8 protein-coding genes are annotated in these 12316 nt (G+C 76.1%); 5 read left to right on the top strand and 3 right to left on the bottom strand.

The features are described 5' to 3' along the window. Positions 1-71 precede the first annotated feature (71 nt). Positions 72-2654, top strand: a complete 2583-nt coding sequence (treY, locus tag LIX60_RS06270; RefSeq protein ID WP_227957564.1) for a malto-oligosyltrehalose synthase — start codon at positions 72-74, stop codon at positions 2652-2654. A gap of 39 nt (positions 2655-2693) precedes the next feature. On the opposite strand, the gene LIX60_RS06275 is transcribed toward treY, so the two are convergent. Next, positions 2694-3263: a DUF1707 and FHA domain-containing protein gene (locus tag LIX60_RS06275; RefSeq protein WP_227957565.1), complete on the bottom strand. Its 570-nt coding sequence runs from the start codon at positions 3261-3263 to the stop codon at positions 2694-2696. 90 nt (positions 3264-3353) lie between these two features. Continuing rightward, positions 3354-3965: a TetR/AcrR family transcriptional regulator gene (locus tag LIX60_RS06280; protein ID WP_019711039.1), complete on the bottom strand. Its 612-nt coding sequence runs from the start codon at positions 3963-3965 to the stop codon at positions 3354-3356. Positions 3966-4255: 290 nt separating this feature from the next. Here LIX60_RS06280 and LIX60_RS06285 point away from each other — a divergent pair, with 290 nt between their 5' ends. The 4 genes from LIX60_RS06285 (at position 4256) to treZ (ending at position 11605) form a co-directional block, all read left to right on the top strand. Continuing rightward, entirely contained in the window at positions 4256-6541 is a 2286-nt protein-coding gene (locus LIX60_RS06285; protein WP_227957566.1) for an MMPL family transporter, read from the top strand. A gap of 144 nt (positions 6542-6685) precedes the next feature. Continuing rightward, the gene (locus LIX60_RS06290) at positions 6686-8374 is read left to right on the top strand and encodes an FAD-dependent monooxygenase (RefSeq protein WP_227957567.1); all 1689 of its coding nucleotides are present in this window, start codon (positions 6686-6688) and stop codon (positions 8372-8374) included. Between the two features lie 306 nt (positions 8375-8680). After that, the gene (locus LIX60_RS06295; RefSeq protein WP_227957568.1) at positions 8681-9613 is read left to right on the top strand and encodes a GNAT family N-acetyltransferase; all 933 of its coding nucleotides are present in this window, start codon (positions 8681-8683) and stop codon (positions 9611-9613) included. A 231-nt stretch (positions 9614-9844) separates the two neighbouring features. After that, on the top strand, positions 9845-11605 hold the full coding sequence (gene treZ, locus LIX60_RS06300) for a malto-oligosyltrehalose trehalohydrolase (RefSeq protein WP_227957569.1): 1761 nt from the start codon (positions 9845-9847) through the stop codon (positions 11603-11605). A 204-nt stretch (positions 11606-11809) separates the two neighbouring features. On the opposite strand, the gene LIX60_RS06305 is transcribed toward treZ, so the two are convergent. Then, positions 11810-12187 (bottom strand): MerR family transcriptional regulator, encoded by a 378-nt coding sequence (locus LIX60_RS06305; protein ID WP_227957570.1) that lies wholly within the window; start codon positions 12185-12187, stop codon positions 11810-11812. Positions 12188-12316 lie beyond the last annotated feature (129 nt).

The following is a 12316-nucleotide window of genomic DNA, read 5'->3' on the forward strand; positions in this document are numbered from 1 at the left end:
GGGTGGTCCGGGGTGGCCCGGATGCGCCGTTCAGCAGGCACGGGAGGCGTCCGTCCGGGTACATCCTTCCCATGACCTCCGAGCCGCTCGCGCCGTCCCCGGAACCGTCCGCCGCAGCGCGGGACGGCGGGAACACCCCACCGGGCGCCATACCCGGCGCCGTACCGACCGCGACCTACCGGCTGCAGATCCAGCCGGACTTCCCCTTCTCCGCGGCCGAGGCCGCCGTGCCCCACCTCGCCGCGCTCGGCGTCTCCCATCTGCATCTGTCGCCGGTGCTGGAGGCCGTGCCGGGCTCCGGTCACGGCTACGACGTGGTGGACCACTCCGCCGTGCGGGCCGAGCTGGGCGGCGAGGCGGGGCTGAGGCGGCTGGCGGCCACCGCGCGGGCCCACGGCCTGGGCATCGTCCTGGACATCGTGCCGAACCACATGGCCGTCCCCGTGCCGGAGCGGCTGAACCATGCGCTGTGGAGCGTGCTGCGGGACGGCCCCGGCTCACCGTACGCGCGCTGGTTCGACATCGACTGGGAGGCCGGGGCCGCGAACGCCCCCGGTGAGCACCGGGGGCGGATACTCCTGCCGGTCCTCGGCGGCCGGCTGGAGCGGGAACTGCGGCACTTCCGTCTCGAACGGGAGGACGAAGCGGGGGGCGGGGAGGACGGCCGAACGGGCAGCAGGGCGGCTGCCGGGGAGGACGCCGGGTATGTGCTGCGCTACTTCGATCACGTGTTCCCCGTCCGGCCGGGTACGGAGCGGCTGCCGCTGCCCGAACTGGTGGCCGCCCAGTGGTACCGGCCGGCCTGGTGGCGGCTGGCCCGCACCGAGCTGAACTACCGGCGGTTCTTCACCATTTCGGGACTGATCGGGGTGCGGGTCCAGGACCCGGCCGTGTTCGACGCCACCCACGCGACGGTGCTGCGGCTGCTGCGCGACGGTGTCGTCCAGGGCCTGCGCGTCGACCACCCGGACGGGCTGGCCGATCCGGAGGGCTATCTGCGGCGGCTCCGGGACGCCGGCGGCGGCTGCTGGACCGTGGTGGAGAAGATCCTGACCGGCGAGGAGGAACTGCCGGGGAGCTGGCCCGTCGCCGGCACCACCGGCTACGACGCGCTGCGCCGGGCCGACGGCCTGTTCACCGACCCGGCAGGCGCCCGCGAACTGGACTTTCTGCACCGGGAGTTCACCGGTGCCCCCGCCGACCGGGGCGGTGCGTGGGAGGCGACGGCCGCGCGGGCCGCGCGCGAGGTGGTGGAGCACGACCTGGCCGCCGAGGTGTCGGCGCTGACCCGCACGGCCGTCCGGATCTGCGGGACGGCGCCCGTACCGCCCGACCACGCCCCCTGGGCCCTGCGCACCGCGATCCGCGAGCTCCTGCTGCGCGTCCCGGTCTACCGCCCCTACACCGCCCCGGGGAAGGCCGTGCCGGAGCGGGACGCGGCGATGCTGCGCGAGGCCGCCGAGGGGGCGCGCACCGCCTTCGCCGTACCGGAGGAGGCCGGCGCGGTGGACCTGGTGCGCGATCTGGTGCTCGGCACCGCCGGTGACTCCCCCGCCCACCGGGAGTTCTGTGCGCGCTTCGCCCAGACCTCCTCCGCGCTGCGCGCCAAGTCGGCCGAGGACACCGCCTTCTACCGGTACACGCCTCTGCTGTCGGCCGCGGAGGTGGGCGGCGAGCCGGGCCGGCCGGGCGTCTTCCCGGAGGAGTTCCACACGTTCTGCGCGCGGCTCCAGCGCGACTGGCCGGAGACGGCGACGGTGCTGTCCACGCACGACACCAAGCGCAGCGCGGACGTCCGGGCGCGCATCGCGCTGCTGTCGGAGTCGCCCCTGGAGTGGGCGGAGCTGGTGGAGCGGCTGACCAAGGAGACGGCGCGCGCGAGCGGCGCCGGGGTGCCGGACGCCCATCTGGCCTGGACCGCCTGGCAGACCGCCTTCGGCCTCGGCTACGGCCTGTCCGGGCCGCTGCCGGCGGAGCGGCTCGTCCCGGCCGTCCTGAAGGCCGCGCGGGAGGCGGGGCTGCGGACCACCTGGACCGAGCAGGACGCGGCCTACGAGGACGCCGTACGGGCGTTCACGGAGGCGGGCCCGTGCGGGCCGCCGCATCCGGCGGCCGTGGCCTTCGCCCGCGCGCTGGGCGCGCACGCCCGCGCGAACATCCTCGGCGCGGCTCTCGTCCATCTGACGATGCCGGGGGTTCCCGACGTCTACCAGGGCACCGAACGGGAGTTCAGGGCCCTGGTCGACCCGGACAACCGGCCGCCGTTCCGGGCCCGCCCGGAGGAGCTCGCGGGGCTCGACGAGGGGCGGCCGCCGCGCAGCCTGCCGGAGGAGAAGCTGCGGCTCACCGCGGCCGCCCTCCGGCTGCGCCGGGAGCACCCGGACTGGTTCGGCCGCGCGGGCTCGTACCGGCCGCTGGCGGCGGAGGGCCCCGCGGCGGAGCACTGTGTGGCCTTCGGCCGCTCCGGCCGGGCGGTCACGGTCGTGACCCGGCTCTCCCGGCTGCTGGACCGCTCCGGCGGCTGGCGGGACACCGCGCTGCGGCTGCCCCCGGGCCGCTGGCGGGACCGGTTGACCGGGGCGGAGGCCGAGGGCTCAGTGGCCCTGGCCGAGTTGCTGGAACGGTGGCCGGTGGCCCTGCTGGTCCGCGTCTGAGGGGCGACCGGGCCGCCGGTGAGGGGCGGCCGGGGCCCGTCAGCGGGAGACGAGGCGGAAGCTCAGGCGGCCGAAGCCGACCTGGTCGCCGGGGTGCACGACGGCCGTGTCCGTCACCCGGCGGCCGTTGACGCAGGTGCCGTTGGCGGAGCCCAGGTCGCGCAGGATCCAGATCCCGCCGTGCGACACCAGTTCGGCGTGGAAGCGGGAGACGGTCTCGTCGCCGAGCCGCAGTCCGTTGGTCGGTTCCCGGCCGATCCGCAGCGGGCGGGGGCCCGGCTCCGGGAGCAGCAGCCGGGGCAGGCGCTCGGTCTGCCAGGCCCGGCGCAGCCGCACGGTGAAGGAGGAGACGGCCGCCACCGAGCCGAACACCGCCCGGGACCACCGGCTTTCGTCGGGGAGGTCCGCGGTGAGGGCGCGCAGGTCGTCCCGGGCGCGGGCCGCGAGGGCGAGTTCCATGCGGCGCAGGAAGGTGTCCTGGGACAGCCGGCCCTCGGCGGCGCCTTCCCGGAGCCGGCTGATCGCCCGGTCCCGGTCGGCGTCCGACACCCGGGCGGGACCGCGCGGGACCGGGCCCGGCCGGGGCTGGAGCTCGTGGGACGACGTCACGGGCCCGATTCTCCGATCACGGACCCTGACATGTCCAGTGCGCCGTGTACCAGGACCGTACCGGGACCGCACCGGCCGGCGCGGGATCCGTCAGTCCCGGTCCGGGGCGGCGATGCCGTGGAAGGCCAGGGAGAGGAGCAGCCGCACCTGGGCGGGGGCGTCCTCGCAGCGCCGCTCCGCCCAGTCGCGCAGGGCGGCCTCGTAGGCCCGTCCCACATGGGCGGCGAGGAGCGGGGCGGGCACATCGGCGCGGAGCACGCCCGCGCCGGCCGCCTCGGTGAGCATGCTCTCCACCGTGTCGAGCACCGGTGGCCGCGCGCCCTCGCCGAGCAGCGCGGCGTGGCGGATGGGCAGGGTGTAGACGAAGCGGGCCAGCACCTCGTCCCCCAGCATCCGTTCCGCCGTGGCGACGAGCAGGTCCTCCACGCGCTCCAGGGTGCGTTCGGGGCCGCCCGGCGGGGCGGGGACGGGCTCGCGGCCGAGGAGCCGGGCGAACAACTCGGCGAGGATCTCCTCGCGCTCGGAGAAGTACTTGTAGAAGGTGGCCCGGGAGATGCCCGCCTCGGTGGCGATGTCCTCGACCCTGACCCCGATGTATCCGCGCTCGGAGAACAGCCGCAGCGCCGTCTCCACCACCTGGTCCCGGGCCTTCTCCCGCCGCTCGGCCCTGGGGCTGCCGAATCCGGGTGGCCGTACGGTCATCGTTCCTCCTGTTGCGCCGGTCGCGCCGCCGGGGCGGGTGCGGTCGGTGGCCCGTGCCGGTCGTGCTCGCCCCCGATCTTCCTCGGCGGCCCGCTCCTTCCGCAACGCCGGTCCTGCGGGCCCGTGCCGCACCCCGCTCCGGACGGTTCCGCACCTCTCACCTCAGACGCATGTTTGGCAGCTGCGTAGACATGTGTCTACTCTTGCGTCAAGGCACGTGTCGCGGAGTGAGTCCGAGTGAGCCCGGAGTGGGCCCGGCCCCCCGCGCGCCCCGACCCATGGAGGCCGTCTTGCTCTCTGCCCTGGCTCGTTTCTCGGTGCGGCACCGGTGGCTGGTGATCGCCCTCTGGCTGCTGGCGGTGGCCGGCGCCGGCCTCTCCGCCCGTGCGGCGGGCGGTGAGTTCTCCAACGACCTCACGCTCAGCGACTCCGACTCCCAGGCCGCCTACGACACCCTCCGCGAGCGCTACCCGGACATGTCCGGGGACGGGATGCAGGTGGTGATCCACAGCGGCGGGGACGTGGCCTCGCCGGAGGTGAAGGCCGCCGTCGCGGACGCCCTCACGGCGGTGCGCGGCTCGGAGGACGTCGCGGCGGCGCGGTCCCCGTACGGCCCGGGCCCCGCCATGGTCTCGGCGGACGGGCACACCGCGATGGCCACCGTGCAGTTCGAGGGGCGCGCCAAGGACGTGCCCGAGGAGTCGGTGGAGGCCGCGCAGGAGGCGTTCGCACCGGTACGGGACGCGGGCGCGCAGGTCGAGTTCGGCGGCGCCGTGCTCCAGGCCGAGAGCGGCCCGTCCGGCAGCGAGGCGATCGGCCTGGCCGCGGCCGTGCTGGTGCTGCTGGTGGCCTTCGGCTCGGTCTTCGCCATGGTCGTGCCACTGGTGACGGCGCTGTTCGCGCTCGCCCTGGGGCTGTCGGCCGTCCACCTGGCCGCCGGTCTCACCACCATCGGCACCTCCGGCCCCGTGGTCGCGGCCATGATCGGGCTCGGGGTGGGCATCGACTACGCGCTGCTGGTCGTGACCCGCCACCGGGAGGCCCTGCACGCCGGGCACGCCCCCGCCGAGTCGATCCCGCTCGCACTGGCCACCGCCGGACGGTCGGTGCTGGTGGCGGGGGCCACGGTGATCGTGGCCATCCTCAGCCTCTATCTGATCGGCATACCCTTCGTGTCGGCGCTCGGCCTGGCCAGCGCCCTCACGGTGGCGGCCACCCTGCTGGCCGCCGTCACCCTGCTGCCGGCGCTGCTGGCGGTCTTCGGGCACCGGCTGGACCGGTTCCGCGTCCGGCGGCTCCGCTTCGACCACGGCAGCGGCCGGGTGAGCGGCTGGCACCGCTGGACCGGCCACGTCCAGCGCCACCCCTGGCCGTACCTGCTGGCCTCGGCCGTCGCCCTCGTCGCCCTCGCCCTGCCCCTGTTCTCCCTGCGCCTCGGTACGGCCGACGGCGGATCGGCCCCCGAGAACACCACCGAGCGCCGCGCCTACGAACTGGTCGCGGAGGACTTCGGCCCCGGCTGGACGGGCCCCCTGGTCGTCACCGCGGACTTCGGCGAGGACGGGTCCCGGGCGGAGGTGAAGCGGCGGGCCGCGGATCTCCGCACCGAACTGGCGGGCACGGAAGGGGTGGACGAGGTGCGCCCGCCACGGCTCGACGGGAGCGGGACGACCGCCCTCTACACCGTCGTCCCCGAGGGCTCCCCGGACGAGGAGTCCACCGAGGAACTGGTGCACCGGCTGCGGGACGACGTGCTGCCCGGCGCCGTGGCGGACACGGAGGGCGGCGAGGCGCATGTCGGCGGCTCCACCGCCACCGCCATCGACCTCGCCGACCGGCTCGGCCGGGAGATGGCCTGGTTCATGACCTTCGTGGTGAGCCTGAGCTTCCTGCTGCTGATGGTCGAATTCCGTTCCCTGGTCGTCCCGTTGAAGGCCGCGGTGATGAACCTGCTCTCCGTGGGAGCGGCCTACGGCGTCGTGGTCGCCGTCTTCCAGTGGGGCTGGGGCGCCGGGCTGCTCGGGGCCGAGCCGGGGCCGGTGGAGTCCTTCGCCCCGATCATGCTCTTCGCGGTGCTCTTCGGGCTCTCGATGGACTACGAGGTGTTCCTGCTCAGCCGGGTCCGCGAGGAGTATCTGCGCACCGGGGACACCGGGGGCTCCGTCCGGGACGGCATTGCCGCCACCGCCCGGGTCATCACGGCCGCCGCGTCCGTCATGGTCGTGGTCTTCGGCAGCTTCCAGCTGAACGATCAGCGGGTCGTCAACCTCTTCGGCTTCGGTCTGGCCGTCGCCATCGCGATCGACGCCACCCTCGTCCGGCTGGTGCTCGTCCCGTCCGTGATGGCGGTGCTGGGCCGGGCCGCCTGGTGGATGCCGCGCCCGCTGCTCCGGCTGCTGCCGCGGCTGCCCGGCGAGGCGGCGGCCGGGGGCGGCCGGACGGCCGCCGTGCCCGGAAGCGGCCCGGCCGGTGACGGCACACCGGGCGGCGGGCCGCGGCACGACGGCGGGTCGCCGGCCGGGCCGCCCCACGAGCGCGCCCCCGAGGACGGCCGGGTGCCCGGGAGGCGCTCATGACGGACGGGAAGCGGGCCGGGGGCTCCCCCGCCCGGCCCGCTTCCCGTCCGCTCCGCCCCTCGCCGTGCCGCGCCACGGCACCGGGCCCCGGCCGGTCCGCAGGACCGGTTCACACTCCGCGAGCAAGGAAAGGCAGGACACCCCATGACCGGACACCCCATGCCCCTCGACGACGGCCCTGAGCACGACGGCCGCGCCACCCCCGGTGCCGCCGCCTCCGGCGCCGGGACGGCGGGGCGGCGGAACGCCCCCGATGTGGACGTCCTCATCGTGGGCGCCGGCCCCACGGGGCTGACCGCCGCCTGCGAGGCCCGCCGCCACGGCCTCACGGCACGGATCGTCGACCGGGCGACGGGCCGCTCGGGCTTCTCCAAGGCGCTGGTCGTCCACGCGCGGACCATGGAGGTCTTCGAGACCATGGGGGTGGCCGACCGCGTCCGGGCCGCGGGCGCCCGGTTCGCGGCCCTCAACGTGAACACCCGGAACCGCGCCCCCGTCCGCGTCGATCTGCTCGGCCTCCCGTGGGGCGACACCGCCTACCCCTTCTGGCTGTCGGTCCCCCAGTACGCCACCGAGCACATTCTCGAATCGCACCTCACCGCCGGGGGCGGTGAGGTCGAGTGGGGCGTCGCGCTCAAGGATCTCCGCGAAGGCGGCGAGGGCGGCGGCGACGGCTCGGTCGAGGCGATGCTGGAGCACGGGGACGGCCGCCGCGAGACGGTCCGCGCCCGGTGGGTGATCGGCTGCGACGGCGGCCGCAGCCGGGTCCGGGAAGCGGCCGGACTGCGGCTCGACCGCTCGGACGCCGGGGCGGTCTTCGTCCTGGCCGATGTCCTGACCACCGCGGACCTCACCGAGGACGAGGGGCACGTCTTCCTCGGCCCCGAGGGCCTGCTGCTGATCGTCCCCATGCCGGAGCCCCGCCGCTGGCGCGTCATCGCGCATGTCCCGGGGGCCCGCGGGGAAGAACGTCTCACCCTCGACGCGCCCTTCCTGGACGAGCTGATCCGCCGCCGTGCCGGAATCGCGTTCGGCAGCCACGGGGTGACCTGGCAGTCGCGGTTCGCCCTCGGCCACGGCCTGGCGGACCACTACCGCCGGGGCCGGGTCTTCCTCGCCGGCGACGCCGCGCACATCCACAGCCCGGTCGGCGGCCAGGGACTCAACACCGGTGTGCAGGATGCCCACAACCTGCTGTGGAAGCTGGCCGCCGCCCGGCGCACCGAACCGGCCCGGGCCGAGGCGCTGCTCGACAGCTACGAGGCCGAACGGCGGCCCGTGGCCCGGGCCATGGTGTGCGGCACCGCCCGGGCGACCAGAGCGCTCACCACCCGAACGGGTATGACGCGCGCCCTCCTGGGCACGGTCGCGCCCACCCTGCTCGGCCGCCGCCCCGTACAGGCCCGCCTCGGCCGCGGTGTCGGCATGCTGGACATCGGCTACCCGGACGGCGGCCCGGCCGCGGGCCGGACCGGGCGGGGAGCCCGCACCGCGGCGGGCCGCCGGCTCCCCAACCCCGTGCTGGGCGACGGCGGCGGACGGCTCCACCAGCGGCTGGCCCCCCTCGGCTTCACCTGGGTCGTCCGGGCGCGTCCCGGCGAGACATGGCCGGCGGGCGACGACCGGGCGTGGGCGGGGATACCGGTGGTCTTCCTCTCCGACGAGGAGTGGGCGGGGCTCTCCGGGCCGGGAACGGCGGCACCCGTCATACTCGTCCGCCCCGACCGGTACATCGCGGCCGCGGGCAGCACAGCGGCCTCCGTCCTGTCGGCGGTGGGACCGCGCATGCTCCCGGGCACCGCTCCGCGCCGTCCCGGGCGCCTCACCGGCTGACGGCCCGCGGGCCGCGCACCCGGTGGCGGAACCGGGCCCGGACGCGGAAGCGGGCCCGGACGCGGAAGCGGACGGCGGAGGCCGGAGCGGACCTCGGACCCGGGCACCGCGCGCCTCCCGCGGAAAGGCGTTCGACAACCCCGACCACCGCCGCTATGTTCACCGTTGACGCCCAACGACCAGCCGGAGAGGAGGCGAGAGCCGTGCACATCACCGCCATGCCACGCTCCCGCCCCGTCCGACGGGCGTCCCACGGCTGAGCCGACCGCCGTCCGGGAGCGCGCACCCGCTTTCCGGAAGGACCCCATGACCGAGCTGGTCTTCCGCGCGCTCACCGAGAGCGACGCACATCTGTTCACCTCCCTCTCCCACCCCGACACCGGCCTCGTCGGCCGCGCGTCGCTGGGGCACGTCCACCGCCCCGTCCACGAGGGCGGCGAATACCGCCCCGACTGGACCCGGGTCGCGCTGCGCGACGGCCGGGTCGTGGCGCGCGCCGCCTGGTGGGGAGCGCCCGGCGACACGGAGCCGGTGCTGCTCAACTGGTTCGACTTCGCCGAGGGCGAGGACGAGGCGGCCGCCGAACTCCTGCGCACCTCACCGCTGCGGACCGAGTACGAACTGATGCTCCCCACCGGCTGGCGTGACCAGCCACGGGTGCGAGCCGCAGCCGAACGGCGGCTCGGCGCGGCGCGCGCCGCCGGGCTGCGGCCCCTCGTCGAACGCTTCCGCTACACGTGGACGCCCGGCTGCGGTCTGCCCGAGCGGCCGGGCCGGCTGCGCTTCCGCGCCGAGCCGGACGACGCCGTGTTCCTGGACGCCCTGCGCCGGATCGCGGAGGGCAGCCTCGACGCCCACACCCGGAACACCGCCGCCCGGCACGGTGCCGAGGCCGCGGCCCGGGAGGAGCTGGACTTCTTCCACTGGTGCCCGTCACCCCGCGCGTGGTGGCAGCTGGCCCACGCCCCGGACGGCACCCTGGCCGGGATGCACATCCCCGCCCACAACCCGGGCGGTCCCTGTGTGGGCTTCATCGGGGTGCTGCCGGAGCACCGGGGCAACGGCTACGCGTACGAACTGCTGGCCGAGTGCACGCACAAGCTGGCCGCCGAGGGCGCGGACCGCATCGCCGCCGCCACCGACCAGGGCAACTTCCCCATGGCCGCGGCCTTCGCCAAGGCGGGCTATCCCCTCACACAGGAGCGGATCTGCCTCGTGCCGCCGCCCGCGGACGGCTGACGGCTGACGGCTGACGGGGCAGAACGGCCCCGCGGCCCGGCGGCCGCCGCCCCGGACGCCGCCCCCGGCCCGCACGGCCCGGGGCGGCGTCCTCCTGGCTCCGCTGCGCCCCAGCTGCCGCGCCCTGCTGCGCCCCCGCCCCCGATCGCGGAGCATGGAGGCCCGGCCGTTCCCGGCCGGCGGGGGCGCCGGCGCGCGGCCCCGACGCGAGCACCGGCAGGAGGAGCGTCCGTGGACTTCGAGGTGTGGGCACCGCGAGCCGGTGCCGTCGCGCTGCACGTGGAGGACGGCGACGGTGCGGTCACCGCCATGGAGCGCGACCCCGTCCGCCCCGGCTGGTGGCGGGCGGAGGCACCGGCCGCGGACGGCACGCGCTACGGCTTCGCCCTGGACGGCGGCCCCGTGCGGCCCGACCCGCGCGCCCCGCGCCTCCCCGACGGCCCCGGCGGCACGGGCGCCGTCGTGGACCACGGCCTGTTCGACTGGCGGCATCCCTGGTACGGGCGGCCGCTGCCCGGAGCCGTGCTGTACGAGCTGCACATCGGCACGTTCACGCCCGAGGGCACGTTCGGCGCGGCCGCCCGGCGGCTGGGCCATCTGGCCGACCTGGGCATCACCCACGTCGAACTGATGCCCGTCTGCCCGTTCCCCGGTACGCACGGCTGGGGCTACGACGGGGTGGCGCCCTGGGCGGTGCACGAGCCGTACGGCGGGCCCGACGGGCTCAAGCGGTTCATCGACGCGGCGCACGGGCACGGGCTCGGCGTCGTCCTGGACGTGGTCCACAACCATCTCGGCCCCTCCGGCAACCAGCTCCCGGAATTCGGCCCGTACTTCACGGAGCGTCACCACACCCCGTGGGGCGCGGCGGTCAATCTGGACGCCCCCGGCTCCGACGAGGTCCGCGCGTACCTCACCGGCAGCGCCCTGTCCTGGCTGCGCGACTACCGCGCCGACGGCCTGCGGCTCGACGCCGTGCACGCCCTGCGCGACGACCGGGCCCGCCACTTCCTCGCCGAGCTCTCCGCGGCCGTGGACGCGCTGGCCGCGCGGACCGGGCGGCCGCTCTTCCTGATCGCCGAGTCCGACGTCAACGACCCGCGCACCACCACACCCCGCGCGGCGGGCGGCCACGGGGTCCACGCCCAGTGGAACGACGACTTCCACCACGCCCTGCACACCGCGCTCACCGGCGAACACCAGGGCTACTACGCCGACTTCGCCGAGGACCCGCTGCACGCCCTCGCCAAGACGCTCACCGGCGGCTTCTTCCACGACGGCGGCTGGTCCAGCTTCCGGGAGCGCTCGCACGGCGCCCCGCTCGACCCGCGCACCACGCCCGCGCACCGGCTGCTGGCCTACGCCCAGACGCACGACCAGATCGGCAACCGCGCCCTCGGCGACCGGCTCGCCGCCGGCCTCTCCCCCGGCCTGCTGGCCTGCGCCGCCGCGCTCGTCCTCACCTCGCCGTACACGCCGATGCTGTTCATGGGCGAGGAGTGGGGCGCCCGCACACCCTGGCAGTACTTCACCGACCACCCGGACCCGGAGCTGGCGGAGGCCGTACGGCGCGGCCGGCGGCGGGAGTTCGCCTCGCACGGCTGGGCGGAGGAGGACATCCCCGACCCGCAGGACCCGGCGACCCGCGGCCGCAGCTGCCTGGACTGGAGCGAGCCGGAACGCGATCCGCACGCCCGGCTGCTCGCCTGGCACCGCGAGCTGATCGCCCTGCGCCGCGTCCAGCCGGAGCCGGCCGCCGGCCCCGGCCTGGACGGGACGCGGGTCTCCCACGACCGGGCCGGGCGCTGGCTGTGCGTCGCCCGGGGCGCGCTGCGCACCGTGGTGAACCTGTCCGCCGGCCGCGAGGCCCGCGTGCCCGCGGAAGCCCCGCACGCCCGGGTGCTGGCGGCGTGGGGCGACTGCGGGGCCCCGGGCGCCGACGGGGTGGTCCGGCTGTCCCCGGAGTCGGCGGCGGTGCTGGCGGTGCCGTGATGCCGAGCTTCTTCGGGGCCCGCGCGGCGGGACGGCCGGGGCCGGTGCGGCCGCCCCGCCCGCCGCACGCCCCGTCCGCCCCTGCCCCGTCCGCCCCTGCCCCGTCTACCCGCTGCCCCGTCTACCCGCCGCCCCGTCCGCCCGGTGCGCGCCCGTACGCACGCGCCCCCGGCCGGGACACCGGTCCACGGGGCGGGCCGCCGCTCAGCTCGTGGCCGCGCTCCACGTCCGCTCGCGGTGGTCCCGCGCGATGGCGATCAGTTCGTCCAGGGTGTGCCGGGTCCGTATGAGGTCGTCGATGTGTTCGGAGAGCCGGGCCCGCTCCCGCTCCATCCGATCCAGCGCGGCGCCGGAGGTCTGCTCGCTGGGTGCGTCGACGCAGGGCAGCAGTCCGGCGATGGTGCGGCTCGACAGCCCGGCGGCGTAGAACCGCTGGAGGAACCGCACGCGCTCGACGGCCTCCTCCCGGTAGTACCGCTGCCCGCCGGGGCTGCGGCCGCTGGTGAGCAGGCCCTGCTCCTCGTAGTAGCGCAGCGACCTGACGCTGGCGCCGGTACGCGCCGCGAGCTCCCCGATCCGCATGACTGGCCTCCCGCTGAGGTCCGCCGGCCGGGGATCACCACTGTGAACCGCGACACAGCACTTGCCCCTCACATCAGTGTCAGGTTTTAGCGTAACCCCGTGCCCGCGACATCCGGGCACGGGACCTGA

Source organism: Streptomyces sp. S07_1.15, from assembly GCF_020739505.1.
Lineage (GTDB): Bacteria > Actinomycetota > Actinomycetes > Streptomycetales > Streptomycetaceae > Streptomyces > Streptomyces xinghaiensis.

Excerpts from the sequence above, each read along its gene's own strand:
- LIX60_RS06295 (WP_227957568.1), top strand. The coding sequence starts at position 8,681 with ATGACCGAGCTGGTCTTCCGCGCGCTCACCGAGAGCGACGCACATCTG.
- treY (WP_227957564.1), top strand. The coding sequence starts at position 72 with ATGACCTCCGAGCCGCTCGCGCCGTCCCCGGAACCGTCCGCCGCAGCG.
- LIX60_RS06280 (WP_019711039.1), bottom strand. The coding sequence starts at position 3,965 with ATGACCGTACGGCCACCCGGATTCGGCAGCCCCAGGGCCGAGCGGCGG.
- LIX60_RS06305 (WP_227957570.1), bottom strand. The coding sequence starts at position 12,187 with ATGCGGATCGGGGAGCTCGCGGCGCGTACCGGCGCCAGCGTCAGGTCG.
- LIX60_RS06290 (WP_227957567.1), top strand. The coding sequence starts at position 6,686 with ATGACCGGACACCCCATGCCCCTCGACGACGGCCCTGAGCACGACGGC.